Consider the following 22,659-nt stretch of genomic DNA (forward strand, 5'->3'; position numbering starts at 1 on the left):
GCGACCGTACCGCCGGCCCCTCCCGTTCAGAGCACCAGCTGGTCGAAGAGCCGGCGGAGCTCGGCCTCCGGGTCCGCGGTCAGCCCGGTGTGCACGGGCCCCGGCTGGACCACCGCGCTGCGCGGCGCGGTCAGCCAGCGGAACCGCTGCCCCGGGCTGTCCGCCGCCGCCGGACCGGCCTGCGGCCCGCCCTGGCAGACCGCCTCGATCCCGTGCAGCGCCCGCCGCACCCCGGACACGTCGGCCACCGGGTCCAGCGCCAGCAGCCGCGCCTGGTCCAGGTGCGTCCGCGCCGCCAGGTGCGAGCTCTGCCGGCAGTACAGCAGCACCCCGACGTTGACGCACTCGCCGCGCTCCACCCGGGGCACCGCCCGGATCACCGCGTACTCGTAGTCGTGCAGTTCGGCGACGGCCGGCAGCGCCGACCGGATCGGCTCGGTCATGCGGACACCTCCGGCAGCCAGTCGCGCGGACCGGCCAGTCGCTCGGTCAGCTGGGTGCGGTACGCGGCGCGCACCGCCTCGGGCGAGTCGAACCCGGGCTCGTCCACCAGCCAGACGTCGGGGATCTGCGCGACCGCCTCCGCGATCGCCGTCTCCGCCAGCGGGGCGAGCACCTTGTCGGCCGCGCGCAGGTCCGGCTCGGCGCGCAGCAGCGCGTGGTCGGAGGCGTCGTACGCACGGCGGATCCAGGCGGGGGCGCCGGGCCAGTGGTGGTGGAAGATCAGGCTGGCGCCGTGGTCGATCAGCCGCAGTCCGCCGGTGGCCACGAGCAGGTTGGGGTTGCGCCAGGAGCGGTCGACGTTGCCGATCAGCGCGTCGAACCAGAGCACCTGTCCGGCCAGTCCGGAGTCCACCTCGAAGCACAGCGGGTCGAAGTTGAGCGCGCCGCTGACGAAGGCCATGCCGAGGTTGACCCCGCCGCTGGCCCGCATCTGGTCCTGGATCTGCGGGTCCGGCTCGCTGCGGGCCAGGACCGGATCCAGGTCGACGGCGACCAGTTCGGGCACCGGCAGGCCGAGCCGCCGGCCGAGCTCGCCGGCCAGCACCTCCGCGACCAGCGCCTTGCGGCCCTGCGCCGCGCCGACCCACTTCAGCGCGTAGAGCCGCCGGTCGTCGGCCTCGACCAGGCCCGGCATCGAGCCGCCTTCTCGCAGTGGCGTCACGTATCGGACCGCCGTCACCTCGGGGAGCACGGCGCACAGCCTATCGGGCATATGCACGGGGCGGGTGTCGGTCGGCCCGCTCGCCCGGCCGGGTCGCCCCGGTGGCAGCCCGTGCTGCTCCGTGCGAGTGTGGCGGACAGTAGTCGGGGCAGACGCCTGCCCGGCACCCCCGTGCACCGCCTGTGCACCGCCTGTGCACCACCGCACCACATGCACCACCCGCACCGCATGCACGGACGCGCGACCTGCACCTCCATTCGACCGGCACCGTGACTGAACGACCTGCACTGTGAGGGACGCACGATGGAACGACCCCGGATCCTGATCGTGGGCGGCGGCTTCGCCGGGCTGGAGTGCGCGCGCCGCCTGGAGCGCAAGCTCTCTCCCTCGGAGGCCGAGATCTCCCTGGTCACACCGTTCAGCTATCAGCTGTACCTGCCGCTGCTGCCGCACGTGGCGGCCGGCGTGCTCACCCCGCAGTCGGTGGCCGTCTCGCTGCGCCGGACGCTGCGGCGCACCCACATCGTCCCCGGCGGCGCGATCGGCGTCGACCCGGGCTCCAAGGTGTGCGTGGTCCGCAAGATCACCGACGAGGTGGTGGCGCTGACGTACGACTACCTGGTCCTCGCCCCCGGCAGCGTCACCCGCACCTTCGACATCCCCGGCCTGACCGACTACGCGCGCGGGATGAAGACGCTCGCCGAGGCGACCTACGTCCGGGACCACGTGATCGCCCAACTCGACCTCGCCTCGGCCACCCTGGACCAGAAGGAGCGCGAGTCCCGGCTCCAGTTCGTGGTGGTCGGCGGCGGCTACGCCGGCACCGAGACCGCCGCCTGCCTGCAGCGGCTCACCACCGCGGCCGCCCTCCGCTACCCGCGGCTGGACGCCCGGCAGATCAAGTGGCACCTGATCGACATCGCCCCGAAGCTGATGCCCGAACTCGGCGACGCACTCGGCACCGCCGCCCTGGAGGTGCTGCGCGGACGCGGCATCGAGGTGTCGCTGGGCGTCTCGGTGGCCGAGGTCGGCGCCGAGTCGGTCAAGTTCACCGACGGCCGGGTGCTGCCCTGCCGGACACTGATCTGGACGGCGGGCGTCGCGGCCAGCCCGCTGATCGGCACCCTCGACGCCGAGACGGTCCGGGGCCGGATCGCGGTGACGGCGGAGATGCGCGTACCGCAGTTCGAGGGCGTGTTCGCGCTCGGCGACGCGGCCGCCGTGCCCGACCTCGCCAAGGGCGACGGCGCGGTCTGCCCGCCGACCGCCCAGCACTCGGCCCGCCAGGGCCGGGCGGTGGCCGGCAACGTGATCGCCGCGCTCCGCAACCAGCCCCTGGAGCCTTACTACCACAAGGACTTGGGCCTGGTCGTGGACCTCGGCGGCAAGGACGCCGTCTCCAAGCCGGTCGGCGTGGAGCTGCGCGGCGTGCCGGCCCAGGTGGTGGCGCGCGGGTACCACCTGATGGCGATGCGCACCAACGCCGCCAAGTTCCGGGTCGGCGCCAACTGGCTGCTCAACGCGACCGCCGGCGACGACTTCGTCCGCACCGGCTTCCTGGCCCGCCAGCCCGCCCGGCTGCGCGACTTCGAGTACACCGACGCCTACCTGACGAAGGATCAGGTGAAGGCGCACGCCCAGGCCCTGCTGGCCAAGGGCTGACCCCGGCCCGCCCGAAGCCCCCGCACCGGTGCCCCCTCCCCCGACGACCACGGGGAGGGGACACCGGCAGCGGGCACCGGTGCGGTGCCCTCCGCGGGAACCGCGCCTTCGGCGCGCGCTACTTCGCGGTCAGGTACATCCCGTTGGTGTCCTGCCCCGCCGTGTTGCGGCACGCCCAGTTGCCGCCCGGCTTCCCGAACAGCAGCGTCAGGCAGCGCCCGAGCGCCAACTGCCCGTAGTAGTTCGGGTGCAGCGACTCCTGGATGGTGCCCTGCGAGGCGTTGAGCCCGCCGTCCAGGAACCGCGCCCACTCACTGGTGGTGGCGGACGGCGCGCTGGTCGAGGTGGCCTGCCGGGTGGCCTTCGAGCAGACCTCGCGCCCCTGCAGCATGTCGGCCAGGTCGAGGAACTGCACGCCCTTGGCGGCCGCGACACCGGCCAGCGACCGGGAGATCTGCGGGACGAGCGAGTCCCGCGCCCAGTCCGCGTCACCGTTCCAGAGCGGGCAGCCGCCGGTGTCCGAGCGGCTCCAGCCGCTCTCCGGGTAGCGGATCTCGGCGGCCCGGGGGATCGGCGAGGGGTAGGACTGGAGCACGATCCGGTAGTCGCCGGCCGCGTACCCGGCGCCCGCCATCACGGCGCGGATCTCGTCCACCGCCTTGCCGACCCCGGCCATCGCCGCCGGCATCCGGGCGTCGACCTCGCCCTGCTGGTCATCAGAGCAATAGGAGTACCAGACGAGGTAGTCCGCGACGCAGGCCTCGATCACGTCGGCGAAGCCGAGGTCGTTGCCGCCGACCGACAGCGTGACCAGCTTGACGGCGTACTGCCTCGCCACGGCGGCGAGTTGGTCGGCCTGCGGGGCCTCACCCTTGAACGACCGGCCGCCGCTGGCGGCGCGGAAGACGTTCTCGGCGACGGCGCCCGAACAGGCAAGGTTGATCTGCACCTGGGCGACGGTCGGCGCGCTGCGCACCTCGGCCACGTCCGAGCGGTCGCACCCGCTCGCGTAGGTGGCCCCGTAGACCTTGGCCGGGTCGGCCGCGCTGCCGGTCCAGGCGCGGTCGGTACCGGCCCGGGCGCCGCCGGCGGCAACGGAGTTGCCCTTCCAGCGGCCGGCCTCGCCGGAGATGTAGCTGTCGCCGAGGGTGACGCTGGCGGTCGGCCCGGTGGGGACGGCGGTTTCGGCGGCGTCGGCGGCCCGGGCGGGCGCCGCGGTGCCGGTGACCAGTCCGGCGGTCGCCAGAGCGGTGGCCAGCGGGAGTGCGAGGGCGGCGGTGAACAGCCGTCCTCGCCAGGAGGTGGTCCTGCGGATGATGCTCGAACAGTTTTCGGGCACGGCGGAACTCCTGCGGTCGGTCTCGCCCGCATGGTGGGGACGGGGAGACTCGGAGGTGAGGGTAGGCCGCCGGCCGGTGGCGCGACGAAGATGACATGCTCGCGCTTGTTACCGCTAGGTATCTGCACCGGATTTCTCTTTGGGTTACCGACCGGTTCAGATCAGTCGCGAACCGGCACCGCCCGTCCCGAGGACGGCGGCCAGGTCGTCGGCCAGTTGCCGCGCCTGCGCCGGGTCGAGCTCCGCGACGGTGATCCGCAGCCCGGGCGGGGACTGCAGCCGGTACCGGGCGCCGGGCGCCACGACCCAGCCCCGCTGGACGAGGGAGGCCAGTGCGGTGGTCTCGTCCGGCACCGGCACCCAGACGTTGAGCCCGCTCGCGCCGTGCGCCGCGATCCCGTGCGCGGCCAGGCCGCCGATCAGCGCGTCCCGGCGCGCCCGGTAGGCGTCGGCGGTCCGCCCGGCCGGTGCCGCGTCGGTGCGCCACAGCTCGGCCACGGTGCACTGGAGCAGATGACTGACCCAGCCCGCCCCGAGCCGCTGCCGCCCGAGCACCCGGCCGATGGTGTCCTCGTCCCCGACCGCGACCGAGAGCCGCAGGTCCGGCCCGTAGGCCTTGGCCGCCGAACGGACCACCGCCCAGTGCGCCGAACCGGCGCCGGCCAGCGGGTGGTAGGGCTGGTCGACGATGCCGTGGCCGTGGTCGTCCTCGATCAGCAGGACGTCCGGGTGATCGGCCAGCACGGCACGCAGCTCGGCCGCCCGGCCGGCGGTGAGCGCCGCCCCGGTGGGGTTCTGCGCCCGGCTGGTCACCACCACGGCCCGGGCACCGTCGGCCAGCGCGCCGGCCAGTGCCTCGGGCAGCGGGCCCGCGTCGTCGAGCCGGACCGGCGCGGCCCGCAGGCCGAGCGCGGGCAGCAGGTCGAGCAGGCTCCCCCACCCCGGGTCCTCGACGGCGACGGCGTCACCGGGGCGCAGCCGGGTGGCCAGGATCCGCTCGATGGTGTCGAGGGAGCCGGAGGCGACGGCGATCGGCCCGGCCGGCAGGCCGTCGGCGGCGAAGGCCGCCCCGGCCAGCGCGAGCAGACCGGTGTCGGCGGCCGGGTGCCCGTAGCGCACCGGGTGCCGGCGGGCCGCCTCGGCGGCGGCCGCGAGTGCCGGGGTGAGGTCGGGCAGCAGCGCCGGGTCGGGGTTGCCGTTGGAGAGGTCCCGGGCGTTCGGCGGGACGGGCAGTCGGAGCTGGTCGCGCGGGGTGTGGGCGGGGCGGGGGCGGATCCGGCTGCCCCGGCGGCCGGCGGTCTCGATCACGCCCCGGTCGCGGAGCAGCCGGTAGGCGGCGGCCACGGTGTTGGGGTTGACGCCGAGTTCGGCGGCGAGGTCGCGCAGCGGCGGCAGCGCCGTGCCGGGGGCCAGGTGGCCGCTGCTGACGCCCTGCTCGACATCGGCCGCGATTTCGCTGGCACGCCGACCGGTGATCCGATAGTCTCCTAGCACAAAACAGATTATGCACTAGTACATAGAGGTTGTCATGTCGACCATACCGGACGGCGAAGCGTCCTACCCCCGGACCCCGCGCACCACTCCCACCCGCTACAAGGACCGTGCCACCTGGGAGCGGGAGGCGATCCACGCCATCCTCGACGCCACCTACCTCTGCCACCTCGGCTTCGTCGCCGACGGCGCCCCGGTCGTGCTGCCCACCATCCACGCCCGGGTAGGGGACCGACTCTACGTGCACGGCTCCACCGGCAGCCGCCCGCTGCGCGGCGCCCGGGGCGACCAGGGCCTGCCGGTCTGCGTCACCGTCACCCTGGTCGACGCGCTGGTGCTGACCAAGTCGGCGTTCAACCACTCGGTCAACTTCCGCTCGGTGGTCGCCCACGGCACCGCCCACCAGGTCACCGACCCCGAGGAGCTGACGGTCGCCCTCGACGCGCTGGTCGACCAGGTCGTCCCCGGCCGCTCCGCCGAGGTCCGCCCGGCCAACGCCAAGGAGCTCGCCGCCACCGCCGTGATCCGCCTCGACCTCGACGAGGTCTCCGCCAAGACCCGCGCCGACCTCGCCGACGACGACCCCGAGGACGTCGACCTGCCCCACTGGGCCGGCATCGTCCCGGTCACCAGCGGCTACGGCACCCCGGAGCCGGACGCCTCCACCACCGTGCCGCTCCCCGCCAACCTCCGCGACCTGACGGCCTGACGGGAGGCGCACCGATGCTGATCCGCTCCTGGGACCGCGGCGACGAGGCCGAATGGCAGGCCTGGCTCGCCGAGGGGCGCGACTTCGGCCTGCTCGCCGCCAACGGCGGGCCGGGCCGGGGTCCCGTCCTCGTCCCCACCCACTTCCTGCTGGACGCCGGGCGCGGCGAGATCCTGCTCCACCTCGCCGCCCCCAACCCGCTGCTGGCCGCCGTCCGGGACGACCCGGAGGTCACCCTCGCGGTCACCGACGACTACGCCTTCGCCCCCGGCCACTGGCGCGGCGATCCCGGCACGCCGACCAGCTACTACGCCTCGGTCCAGTTCCACGCCACCGCCGAGATCGTCGAGGACGCGGCCGGCAAGGCGGAGATCCTCAACCGCCAGCTGGCGCACTTCCAGCCCGAGACCCCGGACACCCGGGTGGTCACCGGTGACACCGCGTTCGGCCGGCTCCTCCCGGGCCTGCGCGGGCTGCGGCTGACGGTGCGCGAGGTCCGCGCCAAGTTCAAGTTCGACGACAAGAAGCCGGCGGACGAGCAGTACGCGCTGGCCGACCGCCTCGCCGAACGCGGACGCGGCCTGGACGCGGGCACCCGCGCGCAGCTGCTGCGCCGCAACGCCCGCCGCCAGGCGCCCCGGCCGTAGTCCGGCCACGACGCCCCCGCTCCCACCCCACCCCCGGCACCCCACCCCCGGCACCCCGGCACCCCGGCACCCGCATGGAACCCGGGCCCCGGGGTAGCCGGGCTGACGCCAAGTCACCCGATCAGCCCGAATTCGGGCGGAACCCGACCACCGCTGGTCGAATGTGACACGAATCCTGCCCGCTCGGCCGTGGGGCGGGCCGTCCACCGGGGAGCGCACGTGTCCAGTACCCACACCCACCCGGCCTCCGGTGAGGCCCACCTCGGACACGTCGTCTTCATCTCCGCCGCCGCCGCGATGGGCGGCTTCCTGTTCGGCTACGACAGCGCGGTGATCAACGGCGCCGTGACGGGCATCCAGAAGCACTTCGACGTGGGCAACGGCGAGACCGCCTTCGTGGTGGCCATCGCCCTGCTCGGTTCCGCGGCCGGCGCGGTGGCGGCCGGCCGGCTGGCCGACCACCTCGGCCGGGTCCGCACCATGCTGCTGGCCGCCGTCCTCTTCGCGATCAGCGGCATCGGCTCGATGTTCCCGCCGAGCATCGAGGTGCTGGCCGCCTGGCGGGTGGTCGGCGGCGTGGCGATCGGCATCGCCTCCGTCATCGCGCCGACCTACATCGCCGAGGTCGCGCCGACCGCCTACCGCGGCCGGCTGGCCTCCTTCCAGCAGATGGCGATCGTGCTCGGCATCACCGTCTCCCAGCTCGCCAACTGGGCGCTCAACCAGGCGGCCGGCGGCGAGTCCACCGGCCACCTGGGCGGCGTCCAGGCCTGGCAGTGGATGCTCGGCGTGGAGGCGATCCCGGCGATCGTCTACGGGGTGATGGCGCTGGCCATCCCGGAGTCCCCGCGCTACCTGATCGCCGACCACCGGGAGGCGCAGGCCCGCGAGGTGCTGCTGGAGGTCGAGGGCGAGGACGTCGACCTGGACGCCCGGGTCGCGGAGATCCGCGCCGTCCTGGAGTCCAGCCACAAGCCCCGGCTGAAGGACCTGCTGGGCGGCCGGTTCGGCCTGCTGCCGATCGTCTGGGTCGGCATCGGCGCCTCGGTCTTCCAGCAGTTCGTCGGCATCAACGTGATCTTCTACTACTCCTCCTTCCTCTGGCAGTCGGTCGGCATCAACGAGTCCAACTCGCTGCTGATCAGCCTCTCCACCTCGATCGTCAACGTCATCGGCACGGTGATCGCGATGGCCCTGGTCGACCGGATCGGCCGCAAGCCGCTCGCCCTGGCCGGCTCGGCCGGCATGGCCGTCGCGCTGGCCACCGCGGCCTGGGCGTTCTCGTTCCGGGAGGGCACCGGCGACTCCGCCACCCTGGACGACGCCCACGCCACGGTCGCGCTGGTCGCCGCGCACGTCTTCGTGCTCTGCTTCGCCTTCTCCTGGGGCGTGGTGGTCTGGGTGCTGCTCGGCGAGATGTTCCCGAACCGGATCCGCGCGCTCGCCCTGTCCGTCGCCGCCTCCGCCCAGTGGATCGCCAACTGGGCGATCACCGTCAGCTTCCCCGACCTCGCCGACTGGAACCTGTCGGCGACGTACGTCATCTACGCGGTCTTCGCCCTGCTCTCCATCCCGTTCGTGGCCTTCTGCATCAAGGAGACCAAGGGCCGCGCCCTGGAGGAGATGGGCTGAGCACCGCGCCGACGTCCACGCCGCCGCGCGCGGCCCGTCCCCGAGAGGAAGCCATGCCCGACCAGCGCGGCTCCCGGCAGAACACCGTCTTCCCGAGCAACGGCCGCCAGGCCCACGGGTACCTGGCCCGCCCGCCGCAGGGCCTCGGCCCCGGCCTGGTGGTGGTCCAGGAGTGGTGGGGGCTCACCCCGTACCTGGCCGGGGTCGCCGACCGGTTCGCCGCCGAGGGCTTCACCGTCCTGGCGCCTGACCTCTTCGGCGGTGCCACCACCCACGACAGCGCCGAGGCGGCCCGGCTCAAGCGCGAACTGCCGGTCGAGCAGGCCGTCCGGGACCTCCGCGGCGCGGTCGACCACCTGCTCGGCCTGGACGGCGTGGTCGGCGACGCGGTCGGGGTGGTCGGCTTCTGCATGGGCGGCGGGTTCGCCCTGCTGCTGGCCGCCGCCGAGGGCGACCGGGTGGCCGCCGCGGTGCCGTTCTACGGCCTGCCGCCCGACCCGGACTTCGAGTACCGGGGCCTGACCGCACACGTCCTCGGCCACTTCGGCGAGCACGACCGGTCGATCCCGATGACGGCCGTGGACGAGGCGGCGACCCGGATCGGCGAGGCCACCGACATCCGGCCGGAGATCCACTTCTACCCGGCCGGGCACGCCTTCATGAACGAGGAGAACCTGCTCGGCACCTACGACCCCCTGCAGGCCCGGACGGCCTGGCAGCGCACCCTCACCTTCCTCTGGGGCCACCTCGGCTGACCCGCCCGGTAAGGCCCGAAACTCCCTGGACAGCTGTCCGCTCCCCCGGCATAGTCACCGGGTGCAGAGCCAACCCCCACCCGCGCCACACCGCCGGTTCGCCTGGGCGAGCCGCAACTTCAGGATCCAGACCGCCGCCACCGTGATCGGCGGCCTCGGCAACGCCGGAGCCCCGATCGCCACCGCGTTCGCCGTCCTGGAGGGCGGCGGCTCCACCGCCGAGGTCGGCTACGTCACCGCCGCCCGGCTGTTGCCCACCGTGCTGCTGCTGGTGCTCGGCGGCGCCGTCGCCGACCGCCTGCCGCGCCACCACGTCATGGTCGGCGCCAACCTCTTCAGCGCCGTCGCGCAGGCGGCCCTCGCCGCGGTCGTGCTGGCCGGTCAGGCTCCGCTCTGGCAGCTGATGCTGCTCTCCGCCGGCGGCGGCGCCGGCTACGCGTTCTACTCCCCCGCGTCCGGGGGCATGGTCCTGGAGAGCGTCGCACCGGAGCACGCCGCCCGGGCCTTCTCGGTGTACCGGATGGGCCTCAACGCCGCCCAGATCGGCGGCGCCGCGCTCGGCGGCGCGCTGACCGCCGTGGTCGGCCCCGGCTGGGTGCTCGCCCTGGACGCCGGCTGCTTCCTGGTCGCCGCGGCGCTGCGGTTCCTCCTGGAGACGGTGCCGCCGGTGGCGGCGGCCGCGGGCGGCGGGATGCTGCGCGACCTGCGCGAGGGCTGGCGGGAGTTCGCCTCCCGCCGCTGGCTCTGGGTGATCGTGCTGCAGTTCTCGGTCCTGGTCGCCTGCGTCAGCGCGGTCGAGGCGGTGTACGGGCCCATCGTCGCGAAGGAACGGCTCGGCGGGGCGAGCGACTGGGGGCTCGCGATGGCGGCCTACGGCGTCGGCCTGGTCGCCACCGGCGTGCTGATGGCGCGCTGGCAGCCGCGCCGGATCCTGCTGGTCGGCAACTGGGGCGTCTTCCTGTTCGGCGCCCCCGCGCCGGCCCTGGCGCTGTCCGCCCCGCTGCCGGTGCTGGCGGCGACGATGTTCCTCTCCGGCGTCGGGGTCACCGTCTTCGGCGTCAACTGGATGATCGCGCTCCAGCAGGAGATCCCGGCCGAGGCGTTCTCCCGGGTCGCCGCCTACGACGAGCTCGGCTCGCTCTCGCTGGCGCCGCTCGGCACCGCACTGGCCGGGCCCGCCGCCGCGCTGCTCGGCCTCTCCGGCGCGCTCTGGGCCTGCGCCGTGCTCTCCTTCCTCCTCAGCGCGGCCGTCCTGCTGGAGCCGCAGGTCCGCCGGCTCTCCAGGCGCCCGGCCGCCACCGCGGCCGACAGCGCCGCCACCGCAGCCGTCACCGCAGCCGATGATCCGGCCGCCCCGCGCGCGGAGCCGGCTCCCACCCGCTGACGCACCCCATGCGCCCCCGCGTGCGCCCTCCGATGGGCAACCACCGGAAGGCGGGGCTCGTCCGACCAGGTGACGACGAGTGAGACCTGGGGGGCGCCCGATGCCGAAGCCACTGCTGTTCCTGGACGTCGACGGAGTGCTCAACCCGGTCTGCCCCGGCCCCGGGGCCGACTTCGACGCGCACACCCTGCTCGGCTACACCGTGCTGCTCTCCGCCCGGCACGGCACCTGGCTGCGCGAGCTCGCCGGCAGCTACGAACTGGTGTGGGCCACCACCTGGGAGAACGCACTGACCTTGCACCTTGTTCCCTACCTGCGGAAACGGGCTGAGGTGTAAGGGGCCACAACCCTATCGTGGCCGCTTCCAGCAAGGGTTAGGGAATCGTCTTCCGGCCCGAAAGCTGTATCGGGGTTCAGGGCAGCGGGGACGCGGGGCGCATGGCGCTGGCCTCGTCCTGGGGTCGGATGCGGTGGCCTGCCTTGAGCATCTGGTCGCGGAGCCAGTCCGGATCGCAGTCGTACATCGTGCTGATGACCCGAAGGCCCACACCCGAGTCATAGCGGCGGGCGATGGCGGGCAGGGCGGCGATCACAAGGTTCTTGAGCATGTGCTGCCGGTCGGGCTCGGTGCTGGCCCACATGGGCGCGTCCTCCAGGTTGAGAGAACCCCCGCCCTGCGGCTGCGGGGGCAGCTACAGGGCGGGGGCGCACCCGCGGCTGGGGTTTGAGGGCGACGGGGTTTCGAGTTGGTCAGTGGCGATCGAAGACCCGGATGTCGAGGTGCAGGCCCCTGCGCCAGATTTCGACGGTCCGCTTCTCCGTCACCCGAGCGTGGAGAAGCTTCGGGAAGTCGTCCTCCTCGCGGGGGCGGCGGTACCAGCGGACGCTGGTGAACAGGTAGATCACCAGGGCAGCGATCAGGGCTGCGCGTTCCATGGGGTGCTCCGGGGTGCGGGGTGCGGTTGGCCGGCAGGGAACAGCAGCTCTACGCCGGTACCGGGGGGAGGTTTGTGATCGTGCGCAGGGCCTGGTCGCGCGCGCGGAAACCGAAGGAGATGAGGGTGACGCTCTCCCCTGGGCTGAGGGGCGTGCGGCCGTGCGGAGTGAGGGCGCCGTCGAAGACGACGCAGTCGCCCGGGGCGAGCGCGCATTCGAGGTAGCCGTCGGTGTTGATGAAGACGGTGGCGCTGACCCCGTGGGCCCCGGTGGGGCGCTCGTGCCGGAGGCAGAGGATCAGGTTGGCTTCGCCGAAGCCCGGCTCGTCCACGTGGAAGTCGAGGAACTGCCCTTCCTCCCGATACCCGATGTAGACGGCGGTGTGAGGCTGTTCGACCTCCAGCCCCGTGGAGCGCGCTACGACGGCGGCGAGGTCTACCTGTTCGGCGAAGTTGTTCGCGGCATCGCCGACGGCGGCGTTCCACTTTCCGTTGTGAAGGTACCCGTCGGTGGAGATGGCCTTCTCGGCCTCCTCCGTCATGGCGGCGAGCAGCGCTGAGGGGAGGGACTGGTCGCGCTGGTGGCGCAGGTGGCGCGGGTACACCCGTTGGTACGTGGCCAACCCGGCCACGGCGTCCCGCAGCGCCGGGAAGTCCTGGGCCCAACGGGGCGGCGTTCGGGTTGTGCTGCGGGACTGGAGCCAGGTGGTCCACTGGCGGCTCCACTGGCCGGCGTCGGCGGGGCCGAGTGCCGAGGGGCCGCCCTGGCGGAGCAGCAGTTCCACCCTTTCGAGTGCGGCCTGCGTGGACCCGACCAGTTCGGTGTCCCCCTTGGCGATCCGCAGGCGCAGGGCTTCTTGCAGGTGGGCCTGGGCCTCTGCGAGGTCGCCGCTCTCCATCAGGTGCTTGCCGGTGTGCTGGAGCGCGAAGTCGACCAGCTCCGGATGCTGGTCGCGGGCGGTGCGCAGAGCGCTGCGGTAGAGCGCGTCCGCGCCTTGGGCGTCTCCGGCGTAGCGGTGTGCGTCACCGAGGTTGAGCCCCGTGGCGATGACGGCGTGGGTGTTGCCGAGGGCCGCGGCGAGGTCGAGCGACTGCCGGAGGGACGTCAGGGCCTCGTCGTGGTTGCCCAGGGTCAGCTGGCCGATGCCGATCCAGCGGGTCAGGAGTCGGGTTCGGGCGGGGTCGCTTCCCTTGGGCAGGGTCCGCAGTTCCTCGTGGAGTCGGCCGACTGCGGCGGCAAGCTCGCTTCGGTCGGTCGGGACCATCCGCAGGTTCTCGTCCTGGATGATGAGGTTGTCCAGCACGTGACCTCCTTCGTTCGGGGTGCTCAGCGTGGCACTACAGGTGGTCGGTCTGGTGGCGGAGGTCGGCCAGCAGCTCCCGGCCGTGCGGGGTGAAGTGCTCGGTGAGGAGTTCGAGTTCGCGCATGAGGTAGCGCACGGCCGGCAGGCCCTCGTCGTAGGCGCGCTGGAAGTTCGCGCGCTCGGCCGGCGTGAGGTCGTTGCGACGCAGTTCAGTCTGGCGGAAGCGGAGGACCTGGTTGTAGACGCAGGTCGCGTGGAAGGCGCGGTCGATCTCCCAGTGCTGGTTACGGTCCTCGCCCTGGCCCGCCCGCCACCGGATCTCGATCTTGGGGGAGGTCTGGGAGGCGTACCCGTCGGCGAAGACCTGGTGCTGGAGGACGTGGAAGCTGATCGACTGGTGGGTGCCCTCGTGCAGCAGGTTCTCCGCCAGGTAGAGGTGGGAGGGCTGCTCACTGACGGTGTTCGGCGGGATGTGGTGCGTCGCCTTGTCGGAGAACACGATGACGTACGGGAGCGCGGGGTCGCTGGAGCTGGTCAGCGAGGAGACGCGGACGTCGGGCTTGAGACTCACCCACAGGAGTCCACGGACGAACTCGCGGAGGCGGTCGAACCCCTCGGGGTGCACCAGGGCGAGGTGGGCGAAGGCACTGGTGAGGGCCGCCCGGCGCTCGTCGGTGTGCTCGGCGATCTCGTAGTTCGTCAGGTTGATCTCGCTGGCGATCTCGGCGGACAGCTCGGCGTCGAACCAGTCGAAGGCCGCCCCGGCCACGGTCACGGGTTCGGTGCGCAGGGAGCGGGCGTGATCCGCGTAGGGAGTGCCGGACTTCACCAGGCGCTCCATCAGCGCGAACGGGAGCGCCATCTCCGCGCCCTGCTCGCGCAGCCGGATCAGGTCCGGGTCCTTGCGGTCGAGGTCGAAGAAGGAGCCAGCGGGGACGCGGTCGGCGATGGCGGACTTCAAAGCGGATTCTCCTTGATCGGGGATGTGCGGCCGGGCGCGGCGGGCCGACGAGGAGGACGCCCCTCGCCGGCCCGCCCATGCCGTCAACTAACCGGCATCAGTTGGGAGACTGCTCTCAGACCTCGGTGACCACCGGGGCGAAGTCGCCGTCGGGGACCTTGTGGTCCAGGCGGCGGGTCAGGTGGGTGACCACCGGGGCGAAGTCGCCGTCGGGGACGCTGTGGTCCAGGCGGCGGGTCAGGTGGGTGACCTCCGGGTCACCGGGGTTGAGGGTGGCGGTGCTCATGTGCCTCTCCAATCGGGTTGGCTCTACTTGCCCGGATGCGGGCGAGCAGTAGTGCAGTGGTGCCGCCCGGCCCGGCAGAAGACATCTCCGTCGGGCCGGGAGTTCATGGGGCGCCCGGGGGCGCGAGTCGACGGTCAGTAGCGGCCGGAGGCGATGAGCGCGGTGGCCACGACCGCCAGCAGGACCAGCGCAACCGTCTGCGCGATGGCGACCGGCAGCGGCGTCGGAATCCCCCGAGCGGTCCGGTCGGCGGCCTCGCGGTACTCCTCCTGTCCGTCGTCCACGGCGGCCTACGCCGGGCGCTTGTCGAGCGCGGCACGCAGCGCGGCGCGGCGACGGGGCCTGCGGGCGCGGGCAATGCAGTCGTCGCAGATCGCGTGACAGGTGGCCTCGTTGTCGCCGGGGGCCTGGAGCGTGGTGCCGACGCAGACCAGCGTCTCCCGGTGGCACACCCAGCAGGTCCCCTGCCGGTAGCCGTCGGGGCGGTCCGCGACCACCCCCTCGCCCACGATCCGGACCGGGGCCGGCGGCGGGGTGCTCGCGCGGACGGGCAGCGGCGCGGTCACGCGGACGGGCAGCGCTGGGGTGCTCACTCCGCGGGCTCCAAGTCGGTCAGCAGGACCATCTGCGGGTAGGGGTCGCTGGAGCTGTCCGGGTTCACCCAGACGTGGTTGGCGAGCGGGCTCGGGGTCTCGGCGACGATGCCCGTCCAGCGGTCCGTCCGGTGCCGAACCGGGTCTCCCTGGATCACACTGTTCACAGTTGCGCCTCTCCATCAGGTCGGGGCGTGCGGTGTGGTGGTGCTGGTTGCTTCTCAGGCCGCGCGGCCGGTGCGGTGGTGGTCGACGCCGACCACGACCACCGCGTCCTCGCCCGGGTGAGTCCTGATGTGGTCGGCCAACAGGAGGAAGCCGAAGCGCCCGCAGATGTCGCAGCCCCAGGTGTCATCGGAGGGGGCCGGGGAGTCGTACGACGTCTGGAGGAAGCAAGCCGGGCACAGCGGCGGCGGCTCCATCCGCTGACCGGGGGCCTGCACGGTGGTCACGCTGCCGTTCTACGGGCCTTGCAGTCCCGGCAGAGGCAGAAGGCGAGCACGGCATCGCGCTGTATCAGTGATCCCACCGAAGGAGCGCGGCCGACGGGGTTCGCAGCCCTGTAGTCGGCCAGCGGGCTCCAGCCTGCCGGGGGCTGGTTGAGTTCGTGCTTCGAGGGGCCGGTCACGACCTCGCGGTACGCACGCCTGCTCTTGGGTGTCGCCATCGATCTCTCCTCCTTCGCCGTGGGGGTGGCCAGCACCAGTGAACGGCCGAGGAGTTGTGCAGAACCAGAGCAAAGGGTGAGCATCAGTCAGGCATAATCAACGCACTGTCCGGCCTGACCTGGGCCTTCGATCCGCACGGGGGTGCTGTGGCTTCGAGAAGGGTGCACTTTGCCCGACGCCGCAAGGCGCTGGGCTACAGTCAAGAGGCGTTCGCCAATGCCCTTGGGGTGGCGGTCTCCACCGTCACCCGCTGGGAGGCCGGCACAACCGACCCCCAGGGCTACATCCACCCGAAGCTGGCAAGACTCTTAAAGGTCACCCAGGAGGGGCTGGCGGACCTCCTCTCACCAGAGGTGCTGGTCCCTGATCGCTCGGCGGTCTACACCGCTGCCCCCTCTCTTGGTGATACTGACGACATGAAGCGCCGCGATGTTCTGGGCCTGCTTGCTGTGACCGGTGCGCTCATCGCACTACCAGGCTCCGAAGTGCCCGAGTCTCGGCCCGGAGTGGCCGCGTCCCTGTTGGAGATGGGACCTGAGTTGAACTCCCACCTCTGGAAGGTGTTCGGTCTCTCCGACTCCAAGCAGGCTGTCTATCCGATGGTTAGGCACCAACTAGGTCTCTTGGCCAAGGGCCTCGGCGAAAGCCAAAGCGAGACCTCTCGCCAAAAGCTGTGCGCGCTCGTAGGGGATCTCTACCAGCTTGCCGGTGAAATCTTCTTCGACGCCAACAGGTACACCGATGCCGCGTACTGCTACACCCTGGCCGCCAGTGCGAGCCGGGAAGCTGGCGACTTTGACATGTGGGCTTGCGCATTGACCCGCCATGCGTTCGTAGAACTCTACGAGCAACGGTTCTCGGCCGCAGCTCCGATACTGGAGACGGCTTCCCGGGTTGCTGAGCGAGGCGACCCCCATCTGTCGACCCGGTATTGGGTGGCCGCAGTCCAAGCTGAGGTGCACGCGGGCCTTGGCGACCTTGATGCGACCAATCACGCACTCGACAACGCGAGCAAGGTGCGAAACCTCTCTGACACGCTTCATAACGGCGGGTGGCTCCGCTTCGACGGCTCTCGCCTCGCGGAAGAACGCGGGACTTGCTATCTCGCACTCGGCCGACCGGATTTGGCTGAGGAAGCCCTGATAGCCGCACTCTCGCAGTCGCTCTCAATGCGCCGCCGAGGGGCGGTACTTGCTGAGCTAGCAGCCCTAGGTGCCGAGCGCCACGACCTTGATCAAACACTCCACTACACACGAGCAGCCTTGGAGCTGGCAGACCAGACCGGGTCAGGCTACATCGGCCGAAAGCTGGAGGGCGTTCGCAATCGTCTCGCCCCCCTGATGGCCGACGGCCGGGCTTCAGCACTGCACCAACAAATCTCAGCGCTCGAAGGCGCTGTCTGATGAAGGAGTCTTCCTTGTCGGCTGACGGACAAATCTTCCGCGAGGCGTGGATCGCCGGAGTGCGGAAGCACTTTCCTGGCGAACCAAAGGCCGGCTACATCACGCCATGGGAAGACACCCCTCAATGGGAGCGCGACTGCGCTGCGGCGGTGTCCGGCCAGATCCACGAGTTCATCAGCGTGAGTGGCGGAAATACGTCCAAGCTCACCCGCGAGCAAAAGGGACGGTTCGTCGCTACGTGCTGGATCGCCCAAATCTACAAGCACATCGAAGATCCGAAGCCCGGATACGTGGCTGACTGGAGCGACCTACCGCTCTGGCAGCAGGAGACCGATGCGGACATCTTCGAGACGATCGAGCGGGCCCACTCCTGAGTTCGGCGCTTCAGCGCCTTGCCCGTCACGGTCCCGACCACAGAGGCCCCGCCTGTCCCCGGCGTCGGGGTGGGTGGGGCCTCTGGCTTGCGGTCACGCTGGGTCGCCGTTGGGGTAGTACAGCGTAGTGGCTATGTCGTTATGTCTTTTTTAGACGACATTTTAAGAAGAACATAGACATAGGCCCTACTGGTGAGGCTCGACCCAGATTGGCTTCGACACTCAGCATTCCGACACGGCAGGTGTCGGCCCTGGCCACGACGGGCCCGGCAGCGGAGTACGTGCTCAGGCGGGGGTGGGGCCTGGTGCCACCCGGTACTGCTCTTCTTCCTCGGGCGGGGGCAGGGGGACCATGGTGGACAGCTCGATGGCCGCGACCTGGCGGGTGGTGTAGCCGCGTCGGCCGGCGGCTGCACCGACCCAGGCCCCGGAGGCGTCCTTGGCCATCCAGACACCCCCGTGCTTCTCCACGGTGCCGATCTGCTCGCCCAGGCCGCGCACGACCCGGTAGTGGCCTCTCCTGCCCTCGTATTCGAGGTCGAACAGCCGGTCGTTCCATCGGCCGTCGGGCAGGACGTTGTCGGGGTGGATGGTCAGGGCTGGTCTCCTTCTGCGGGGTGGGCGGGGGTGGGGCCTGGTGCCAGCGGTCGACGGGCACTTCGGCCGACGGCTGGGCGGGGGTGGGGCCTGGTGTCCGCTCTCCGATCTCGACGGCGTCGGTGAGGAGCTGGCGCACGGCGGCGTCGGCCTGGTGCGGGTATCGGTGGCGGGAGACGAAGTAGCCGTTCTCCCGGATCTCGTAGGAGTCGTGGGCGAAGTCGGTGGTGTTGAGGGTGACGTCGAGGCGGCGGTCGTGGCCGGCACCGGTGACGGTCCAGCGGCTGGCGGCCACCGCGGACCACGTCAGGTCGATGTCCTCCCCGGTGCGGGCCCGCTCGGCGCGCTCGCGCTCGGCCCGCTCGTCTTCGCGTCGCTGGCGCTCGGCGGCCAGCTCGTCCTGGTACCGCTGCTCGGCCTGCTCGCGGAGGCGGACGAGTTCGGCCCGGGTCTGGGCGTGCTCGCGCTGGAGCTGGGCCCAGAGCTTGCGGGCGGCTTCCTGGCGGCGCTTGTCCTCCTGGCCCCCGGGGAGCGGGGGCAGGCGCTCGGGTTCGTGCCGGACGGGCCAGGGCTCGGCGAGGTCGGCGCGGTGGTGCTGCCAGACCTTGAGCATGGTCCGACCGTCCGGGGTGGCGGTCACGTTGCCGTTCTCGTCCCGGTGGAGGAACCCGGCCTTGACGACCAGCTCGACCACGCAGCGGCGCACCCGTCGGCCCTTCGCGTCGAGCCGGGCCCCGACGGGGACGAGCCGGTAGCCGGTGCCGTCCCACCAGACCCCGCTGTAGTCGTCGCCGCAGGCCGCCGAGACGAGGTCGTACACCCTGCTCGTCCACCCGGACTTCTCGCGGACCTCCCGGTTGCGCTCGGCGGTGACGTACCGGCGGATCTCGGCTTCGTGGTCGTCGGCGTGGAGACGGGCTGCGTGGTGGGCGTCGTCGCGGTGAGCGTGGTCGTCACCGACCTGGGCGGGACGCCCGGCATACCGGTCGCCGCAGGACAGACACCACACCTTCCCGCCTTCGCCCCGGTAGCCGCCAGGGCCGACGCCGACGGGGCACGTGTCGCGCAGGCCCCAGTCCAGGGCGGTGCCGCCTCCGGGTATCCAGGGGGTGCGGGGGGTGGGCACTGGTGTCTCCTGCGGGTCGGCGCGGTGGGGGTGGGGCCTGGTGCCAGCGGGGGCGGGGTCAGTCAGTGCCCATGGCGTCCAGCCACTCCCCGGCGTCCATGCCGTCGAGCGTCGGGACGCCGTCGCTGAAGCGGACGTCGCGGGGTTCCAGCTCCAGGCCGAGCATCTGGCCGACGTGGAGGACTTCGCGGACGACGCGCCCCCGGTACGCGGCCTCGGCTCGGACCTGGGCCTCGTCGCCGAAGTACCGACGGGGCTGGTCGCCGCTGAGTATTCGGCCGGCCGCGCCGAACGGCTGGCGCTCGACGGTCCACGTGCCCTTGTCGTCGGGGGCGGCGGTGAACCGGACGGCCAGCGGGGGCCGGGGGCCGGTGGCCGGGTAGGTGAGGGTGTAGCGGGTGGCGGTGGCGGTGGCGGTGGGCACGGGCGTCTCCGGGGTGGGGGTGGGGTCTGGGGTCACGGCTGGACGAGCGGCGCGCAGGCCGGGCAGAGCGGGTCACCGTTGAGCGCCCAGTCCGGGGTGAGCGGGGTGTCCGGGTCGCACAGCGCGCGGCGCTCGGGAGCGTCGACCAGGGCGACGTGCGGCACGGTGCCGGGGGCGGTGTAGCCGAAGGTCAGGTGCCGGGGCAGGTCCATGACTCGCAGCGGCTCGGGGGTGGCGTGCACGGGGTGTTCCTTCGACGTGGAGGGGGTGGGGCCTGGTGCCAGCGGGCGGTCAGCCGTGCTCGGTGGCGAGGTGGCGGCGGCGGGTCTCGTCGGTGTAGCCCTTGGCGGTGTTGCGGGTGGTCCAGCCGCAGGTGCAGGTGGCGGTGGAGTAGGTCCGGCCGGGGCACCCCTCGGTGAGCGGCTTGCCGCTGCTGGTGTGCTTGTGCTGGGGCGGGCACACGGAGCCGTCGGCGTGGTGGTCGGTGCGGGGCGCCCGGGGCTTGGCCGCGGGGGTGTCCTTCTTCGGCCGGCGACCGGGGGTGCCCATCGGGACGAGGCCGAGCCGGGGGGCTTCCTTCTGCTCGGCGTCCCACTGTTCGGGGGTGAGGGCGTCGCCGACGCAGACGGGTTCGGCGTGGTCGTACCAGGTCTCCCAGTCGGCGGTGACGATGCGCTCGGCTTCGCGCTGGGCGGCCTCGGGGGTGGGGGCGAGCACGGGGACGACGTGCACGGTGATCAGGTCGACGGGGACGATGTACTTCGGCATGCGCTGTTCCTTGGGCTGCTCGGGGTGGGGCCTGGTGTCTGACCGGGCTCGGCACGGTCCGGAGGGGTGTCCGGGCCGCACCGGGGCGGGTCAGGCAGCCAGTTCGGTGCTGCTGACGAGCAGGCCGGGCAGGCAGTCCTGGAGAAGCGCGGGCACCATCTCGGTGTCCTTGTCGCGGAACCAGCCGAAGCCGGGGGCGGTGGCGATGGCGAACGGCTCCCCGCCGTCGGCGGGGACCACCACGCGGAACCGGGCACGGGTCGCGCGTACGGACGGGCGCAGGAGTCCGAGGACGCTGGGGTCGGTGTCGCTGGCGACGCCGTAGCGGACTCGGCCGTCGGGCTCGGTCCAGCGCTGCCACCCGGCCCCTGCACTGCGGGTGTTGCTGGGCTTGATCCGGGGGCGGGGCCCGGGGCCGATCTTCACCGCGCGGCCGGGGCTGCTGAGCGTCGGCAGGTCCAGTGCGGTCTGCACGGCCTTCGAGTGCTTGGCCTGTGCGGCGCGTCCGGCCGGGGTGGTCACGGTGACGGTCGCGTGTCCGCCCTCGCGGGGCAGGCGGAGGGTGGTGGTCAGGTCGGGGGTGTTCACGGTGGCGCTGTTCCTTCGGTGGTGCCGGGGGTGGGGCCTGGTGCCGGGGGTGGGGCCTGGTGTCAGCGGCGCGGTCACGCGGCGGCCGGGAGGGCGTCCAGCGGCTCCGGGTCGTAGACCTGCATCTCGTTGGAGTGGCTGTAGCCGTCGTTGCGGGCGTCGCTCTCGAAGAGGTCGACGGCGGCGGCCTCGGCGGCTTCGTAGTCGTCGGCTTCGACCACGAAGCGGTAGGACACGGTCTCGTCAATGTGGACGGCGAAGCGGGGCATGGGGCGGTTCTCCTGCGGGTGGTGCGGGCGGGGGTGGGGCCTGATGCCGGCCTCGGGGACTCCCTGCGGCCGGCCGGGGGGTGGGGCCTGGTGTCAGCGGCCGTCGTGGGAGATCCACCAGTCCGTCTGGCCGGTCTCGTAGGCCCACCACTCGCCGTCGTCGCCGCTGAGTCCTACGGCGGTGGCCCAGACCCGGTAGCCGTAGCGGCTGAGCCGCCAGCCCGTCATCCGGCTGGCGTCCTGGGCGCCCTTGCCGTAGGCGGTGCTGTCGGGCGTCCAGTCGGGCAGGGGCTCGGACAGGTCGACCCAGCGGGCGCGGATCACCGGCCGCCACACCACGCGGACGGTTCGGCCGGGCCGGGTCCACTCGGCGGTGACGGCCCCACCCGGGCCGGGGGTGATGGTCGCCCCGTGGCTGGTGGCGTGCCGAGCGAGGCGCTGGGCCAGGATGTCCGGGCTGACGCTGGGGGCGTCCTGTTCGGTGCCGTAGGCCCGCGCGCCGTTGTCGGTCGCGTGCTCGCGGAGCTGGTGAACGATGTCGTCGTAGGCGTCGCTGGTGTTCACGGTGGCGCTGTTCCTTCGGTTCGGGAGGGGGTGGGGCCTGGTGCCAGCCGCCCGGGGTGGGGCCTGGTGCCACCCCGGGCGGGGCTGCTCAGTCGAGCGGGATACGGCCGACGACGCGGCCGACGGGGTGGACACTGGTGTACTCGGCGCGGGCGGCCTGTCCGGCGCGAGTGACGCGCCAGCACCCGGCCACGGCCCCGGGGGTGAGGTATCCGGCTTCGGCGAGCCTGGCCGCTGCTGTGCCGTCGGGGTCGGCGACGTCGGCCCCGATGCGGTCGCAGAACGACCAGTGCGAGAGCAGGTTGAAGTCTTCGCGGGTGATCACCGGGCGCCCTCCGCAGCGGCGATGATGCCTTCGAGTTCGGCGGTGAGGGCGAGCAGCAGTTCCCGGCTGTCGAAGGCGCGGTCGGCGTCGGCCTCGTCGTAGTCGCCCATGTACCGGTCCTCGGCGGGCTGGTCGTCGTGGTGCGGGTCGTAGGTGGGGATGCGGTCGTAGAAGAGGGCTTCCCACTCCTGCTCGCTGCGGTGGACGCGGTCGACCATGGCTTGCAGTTGGGCGGTGTTCACGGTGGCGCTGTTCCTTCGGGGTTCGGGAGGGGGTGGGGCCTGTTGCCAGAGCGGCCACGGCGGGGGCCGGAGAACGTCCGGCCGCCACCGAAGCGGCTCAGACCTCCAGGCCGGAGAGCGCGTTGTCCCACGGGCACATGGCGTCGGTGATCAGCCGGTCCAGGGCCTCTCCGGCGTTCCGGCCGCACTCGGCGCAGCCGACGGTGGACGACTCGATGCCGACGCCGTACACGTCCAGGACGGGGGTTCCATTCGGACCCCGGCGGACGTTGAACCACAGGGGGGCGGCGGCTTCGAGCTTCCCGCCGCAGTCCTCACAGGCGAACTCGTCCGTGGCGGCGCGGTCGTAGTCCGCGACGATCTCGGTGAACTGCTGGGCAACGTCGGCGGACTTGATCAGGTCAACGGGCATGGCTGTGCTCCAAGGGGGTGTGCGCTGGGGAAGCGG

The 22,659-nt window shown here is 72.3% G+C and carries 33 protein-coding genes; 10 read left to right on the forward strand and 23 right to left on the reverse strand.

Features of this window, described 5'->3' with window-relative positions; all coding sequences use genetic code 11:
* Positions 1 to 26 precede the first annotated feature (26 nt).
* Positions 27 to 443, reverse strand: a complete 417-nt coding sequence (locus AC067J_RS18475; protein ID WP_478300400.1) for a DUF3037 domain-containing protein — start codon at positions 441 to 443, stop codon at positions 27 to 29.
* The gene (locus tag AC067J_RS18480) at positions 440 to 1,195 is read right to left on the reverse strand and encodes a HipA family kinase (RefSeq protein WP_478300402.1); all 756 of its coding nucleotides are present in this window, start codon (positions 1,193 to 1,195) and stop codon (positions 440 to 442) included. The genes AC067J_RS18475 and AC067J_RS18480 overlap by 4 nt, the downstream gene beginning before the upstream one ends.
* A 273-nt stretch (positions 1,196 to 1,468) precedes the next feature.
* Between AC067J_RS18480 and AC067J_RS18485 the strand changes: the two genes are divergently transcribed.
* A complete protein-coding gene (locus tag AC067J_RS18485) occupies positions 1,469 to 2,827 on the forward strand; it encodes an NAD(P)/FAD-dependent oxidoreductase (protein ID WP_478300403.1) in 1,359 nt (452 codons plus the stop codon).
* Positions 2,828 to 2,945: 118 nt separating this feature from the next.
* Here the strand turns inward: AC067J_RS18485 and AC067J_RS18490 are convergent, their stop codons facing one another.
* Positions 2,946 to 4,166, reverse strand: coding sequence for a GDSL-type esterase/lipase family protein (locus AC067J_RS18490; protein ID WP_478300405.1), 1,221 nt, complete (start codon positions 4,164 to 4,166; stop codon positions 2,946 to 2,948).
* Positions 4,167 to 4,322: 156 nt separating this feature from the next.
* Entirely contained in the window at positions 4,323 to 5,660 is a 1,338-nt protein-coding gene (locus AC067J_RS18495; RefSeq protein WP_478300407.1) for an aminotransferase class I/II-fold pyridoxal phosphate-dependent enzyme, read from the reverse strand.
* A gap of 34 nt (positions 5,661 to 5,694) precedes the next feature.
* Between AC067J_RS18495 and AC067J_RS18500 the strand changes: the two genes are divergently transcribed.
* The 6 genes from AC067J_RS18500 to AC067J_RS18525 all read left to right on the forward strand — a co-directional run bounded on the left by AC067J_RS18500 (position 5,695) and on the right by AC067J_RS18525 (position 11,121).
* Positions 5,695 to 6,366, forward strand: a complete 672-nt coding sequence (locus AC067J_RS18500; RefSeq protein ID WP_478300409.1) for a pyridoxamine 5'-phosphate oxidase family protein — start codon at positions 5,695 to 5,697, stop codon at positions 6,364 to 6,366.
* A gap of 14 nt (positions 6,367 to 6,380) precedes the next feature.
* On the forward strand, positions 6,381 to 7,013 hold the full coding sequence (locus AC067J_RS18505; RefSeq protein ID WP_478300411.1) for an FMN-binding negative transcriptional regulator: 633 nt from the start codon (positions 6,381 to 6,383) through the stop codon (positions 7,011 to 7,013).
* Between the two features lie 219 nt (positions 7,014 to 7,232).
* On the forward strand, positions 7,233 to 8,645 hold the full coding sequence (locus AC067J_RS18510; protein ID WP_478300413.1) for a sugar porter family MFS transporter: 1,413 nt from the start codon (positions 7,233 to 7,235) through the stop codon (positions 8,643 to 8,645).
* 53 nt (positions 8,646 to 8,698) lie between these two features.
* A complete protein-coding gene (locus tag AC067J_RS18515; protein WP_478300415.1) occupies positions 8,699 to 9,400 on the forward strand; it encodes a dienelactone hydrolase family protein in 702 nt (233 codons plus the stop codon).
* Between the two features lie 61 nt (positions 9,401 to 9,461).
* Complete coding sequence (locus tag AC067J_RS18520; RefSeq protein ID WP_478300417.1) at positions 9,462 to 10,784, forward strand: MFS transporter; 1,323 nt, start codon at positions 9,462 to 9,464, stop codon at positions 10,782 to 10,784.
* 100 nt (positions 10,785 to 10,884) lie between these two features.
* Positions 10,885 to 11,121, forward strand: a complete 237-nt coding sequence (locus AC067J_RS18525; protein WP_478300419.1) for an HAD domain-containing protein — start codon at positions 10,885 to 10,887, stop codon at positions 11,119 to 11,121.
* Between the two features lie 76 nt (positions 11,122 to 11,197).
* Here the strand turns inward: AC067J_RS18525 and AC067J_RS18530 are convergent, their stop codons facing one another.
* From AC067J_RS18530 to AC067J_RS18570, 9 genes are all read right to left on the reverse strand, one after another.
* Complete coding sequence (locus AC067J_RS18530; RefSeq protein WP_478300420.1) at positions 11,198 to 11,425, reverse strand: hypothetical protein; 228 nt, start codon at positions 11,423 to 11,425, stop codon at positions 11,198 to 11,200.
* Between the two features lie 109 nt (positions 11,426 to 11,534).
* Positions 11,535 to 11,720 carry a hypothetical protein gene (locus AC067J_RS18535; protein ID WP_478300421.1) on the reverse strand — a complete coding sequence of 62 codons (186 nt, stop codon included), beginning with the start codon at positions 11,718 to 11,720 and terminating at the stop codon, positions 11,535 to 11,537.
* A gap of 49 nt (positions 11,721 to 11,769) precedes the next feature.
* Positions 11,770 to 13,023: a tetratricopeptide repeat protein gene (locus tag AC067J_RS18540; protein WP_478300423.1), complete on the reverse strand. Its 1,254-nt coding sequence runs from the start codon at positions 13,021 to 13,023 to the stop codon at positions 11,770 to 11,772.
* Between the two features lie 34 nt (positions 13,024 to 13,057).
* Positions 13,058 to 13,984 (reverse strand): hypothetical protein, encoded by a 927-nt coding sequence (locus AC067J_RS18545; RefSeq protein WP_478300425.1) that lies wholly within the window; start codon positions 13,982 to 13,984, stop codon positions 13,058 to 13,060.
* 115 nt (positions 13,985 to 14,099) lie between these two features.
* Positions 14,100 to 14,270 carry a hypothetical protein gene (locus AC067J_RS18550; RefSeq protein ID WP_478300426.1) on the reverse strand — a complete coding sequence of 57 codons (171 nt, stop codon included), beginning with the start codon at positions 14,268 to 14,270 and terminating at the stop codon, positions 14,100 to 14,102.
* Positions 14,271 to 14,404: 134 nt separating this feature from the next.
* Positions 14,405 to 14,554, reverse strand: a complete 150-nt coding sequence (locus tag AC067J_RS18555) for a hypothetical protein (RefSeq protein ID WP_478300428.1) — start codon at positions 14,552 to 14,554, stop codon at positions 14,405 to 14,407.
* 6 nt (positions 14,555 to 14,560) lie between these two features.
* Complete coding sequence (locus tag AC067J_RS18560; RefSeq protein WP_478300430.1) at positions 14,561 to 14,863, reverse strand: hypothetical protein; 303 nt, start codon at positions 14,861 to 14,863, stop codon at positions 14,561 to 14,563.
* Positions 14,860 to 15,030: a hypothetical protein gene (locus AC067J_RS18565; protein WP_478300432.1), complete on the reverse strand. Its 171-nt coding sequence runs from the start codon at positions 15,028 to 15,030 to the stop codon at positions 14,860 to 14,862. Before AC067J_RS18565 ends, AC067J_RS18560 begins: the two co-directional genes overlap by 4 nt.
* A 54-nt stretch (positions 15,031 to 15,084) precedes the next feature.
* Complete coding sequence (locus AC067J_RS18570) at positions 15,085 to 15,315, reverse strand: hypothetical protein (RefSeq protein WP_478300434.1); 231 nt, start codon at positions 15,313 to 15,315, stop codon at positions 15,085 to 15,087.
* Between the two features lie 362 nt (positions 15,316 to 15,677).
* Between AC067J_RS18570 and AC067J_RS18575 the strand changes: the two genes are divergently transcribed.
* Together AC067J_RS18575 and AC067J_RS18580 are read left to right on the forward strand one after the other, a co-directional pair.
* Entirely contained in the window at positions 15,678 to 16,934 is a 1,257-nt protein-coding gene (locus AC067J_RS18575; RefSeq protein WP_478300436.1) for a helix-turn-helix transcriptional regulator, read from the forward strand.
* A complete protein-coding gene (locus AC067J_RS18580; protein ID WP_478300438.1) occupies positions 16,934 to 17,308 on the forward strand; it encodes a hypothetical protein in 375 nt (124 codons plus the stop codon). Before AC067J_RS18575 ends, AC067J_RS18580 begins: the two co-directional genes overlap by 1 nt.
* A gap of 285 nt (positions 17,309 to 17,593) precedes the next feature.
* Here AC067J_RS18580 and AC067J_RS18585 read toward each other — a convergent pair whose 3' ends face one another.
* Positions 17,594 to 17,809: a hypothetical protein gene (locus tag AC067J_RS18585; RefSeq protein WP_478300439.1), complete on the reverse strand. Its 216-nt coding sequence runs from the start codon at positions 17,807 to 17,809 to the stop codon at positions 17,594 to 17,596.
* 136 nt (positions 17,810 to 17,945) lie between these two features.
* Between AC067J_RS18585 and AC067J_RS18590 the strand changes: the two genes are divergently transcribed.
* The gene (locus tag AC067J_RS18590; protein ID WP_478300441.1) at positions 17,946 to 19,160 is read left to right on the forward strand and encodes a hypothetical protein; all 1,215 of its coding nucleotides are present in this window, start codon (positions 17,946 to 17,948) and stop codon (positions 19,158 to 19,160) included.
* On the opposite strand, the gene AC067J_RS18595 is transcribed toward AC067J_RS18590, so the two are convergent.
* The 9 genes from AC067J_RS18595 to AC067J_RS18635 form a co-directional block, all read right to left on the reverse strand.
* Positions 19,090 to 19,491 (reverse strand): hypothetical protein, encoded by a 402-nt coding sequence (locus tag AC067J_RS18595; protein WP_478300442.1) that lies wholly within the window; start codon positions 19,489 to 19,491, stop codon positions 19,090 to 19,092. The genes AC067J_RS18590 and AC067J_RS18595 overlap by 71 nt on opposite strands.
* Positions 19,488 to 19,697 carry a hypothetical protein gene (locus AC067J_RS18600; RefSeq protein WP_478300443.1) on the reverse strand — a complete coding sequence of 70 codons (210 nt, stop codon included), beginning with the start codon at positions 19,695 to 19,697 and terminating at the stop codon, positions 19,488 to 19,490. The genes AC067J_RS18595 and AC067J_RS18600 overlap by 4 nt, the downstream gene beginning before the upstream one ends.
* 49 nt (positions 19,698 to 19,746) lie before the next feature.
* Positions 19,747 to 20,223, reverse strand: a complete 477-nt coding sequence (locus tag AC067J_RS18605) for a hypothetical protein (protein WP_478300445.1) — start codon at positions 20,221 to 20,223, stop codon at positions 19,747 to 19,749.
* 90 nt (positions 20,224 to 20,313) lie between these two features.
* Entirely contained in the window at positions 20,314 to 20,811 is a 498-nt protein-coding gene (locus tag AC067J_RS18610; protein WP_478300447.1) for a hypothetical protein, read from the reverse strand.
* A gap of 74 nt (positions 20,812 to 20,885) precedes the next feature.
* Positions 20,886 to 21,080: a hypothetical protein gene (locus AC067J_RS18615; RefSeq protein WP_478300449.1), complete on the reverse strand. Its 195-nt coding sequence runs from the start codon at positions 21,078 to 21,080 to the stop codon at positions 20,886 to 20,888.
* 93 nt (positions 21,081 to 21,173) lie between these two features.
* Positions 21,174 to 21,644, reverse strand: coding sequence for a hypothetical protein (locus AC067J_RS18620; protein WP_478300451.1), 471 nt, complete (start codon positions 21,642 to 21,644; stop codon positions 21,174 to 21,176).
* An 88-nt stretch (positions 21,645 to 21,732) separates the two neighbouring features.
* Positions 21,733 to 21,969 carry a hypothetical protein gene (locus AC067J_RS18625; protein ID WP_478300453.1) on the reverse strand — a complete coding sequence of 79 codons (237 nt, stop codon included), beginning with the start codon at positions 21,967 to 21,969 and terminating at the stop codon, positions 21,733 to 21,735.
* Positions 21,966 to 22,211: a hypothetical protein gene (locus tag AC067J_RS18630; RefSeq protein ID WP_478300455.1), complete on the reverse strand. Its 246-nt coding sequence runs from the start codon at positions 22,209 to 22,211 to the stop codon at positions 21,966 to 21,968. The genes AC067J_RS18625 and AC067J_RS18630 overlap by 4 nt, the downstream gene beginning before the upstream one ends.
* A gap of 97 nt (positions 22,212 to 22,308) precedes the next feature.
* Complete coding sequence (locus AC067J_RS18635) at positions 22,309 to 22,623, reverse strand: hypothetical protein (protein WP_478300457.1); 315 nt, start codon at positions 22,621 to 22,623, stop codon at positions 22,309 to 22,311.
* Positions 22,624 to 22,659: the final 36 nt, after the last annotated feature.

This window comes from Kitasatospora sp. NPDC042419 (assembly GCF_056437345.1).

Bases quoted from the DNA above. Each gene is read 5' to 3' on its own strand.
- AC067J_RS18635 (WP_478300457.1), bottom strand. From the start codon at position 22,623: ATGCCCGTTGACCTGATCAAGTCCGCCGACGTTGCCCAGCAGTTCACC.
- AC067J_RS18580 (WP_478300438.1), top strand. From the start codon at position 16,934: ATGAAGGAGTCTTCCTTGTCGGCTGACGGACAAATCTTCCGCGAGGCG.
- AC067J_RS18475 (WP_478300400.1), bottom strand. From the start codon at position 443: ATGACCGAGCCGATCCGGTCGGCGCTGCCGGCCGTCGCCGAACTGCAC.
- AC067J_RS18615 (WP_478300449.1), bottom strand. From the start codon at position 21,080: ATGCCCCGCTTCGCCGTCCACATTGACGAGACCGTGTCCTACCGCTTC.
- AC067J_RS18485 (WP_478300403.1), top strand. From the start codon at position 1,469: ATGGAACGACCCCGGATCCTGATCGTGGGCGGCGGCTTCGCCGGGCTG.
- AC067J_RS18535 (WP_478300421.1), bottom strand. From the start codon at position 11,720: ATGGAACGCGCAGCCCTGATCGCTGCCCTGGTGATCTACCTGTTCACC.
- AC067J_RS18525 (WP_478300419.1), top strand. From the start codon at position 10,885: ATGCCGAAGCCACTGCTGTTCCTGGACGTCGACGGAGTGCTCAACCCG.
- AC067J_RS18530 (WP_478300420.1), bottom strand. From the start codon at position 11,425: ATGTGGGCCAGCACCGAGCCCGACCGGCAGCACATGCTCAAGAACCTT.
- AC067J_RS18500 (WP_478300409.1), top strand. From the start codon at position 5,695: ATGTCGACCATACCGGACGGCGAAGCGTCCTACCCCCGGACCCCGCGC.
- AC067J_RS18505 (WP_478300411.1), top strand. From the start codon at position 6,381: ATGCTGATCCGCTCCTGGGACCGCGGCGACGAGGCCGAATGGCAGGCC.
- AC067J_RS18605 (WP_478300445.1), bottom strand. From the start codon at position 20,223: ATGCCGAAGTACATCGTCCCCGTCGACCTGATCACCGTGCACGTCGTC.
- AC067J_RS18515 (WP_478300415.1), top strand. From the start codon at position 8,699: ATGCCCGACCAGCGCGGCTCCCGGCAGAACACCGTCTTCCCGAGCAAC.
- AC067J_RS18550 (WP_478300426.1), bottom strand. From the start codon at position 14,270: ATGAGCACCGCCACCCTCAACCCCGGTGACCCGGAGGTCACCCACCTG.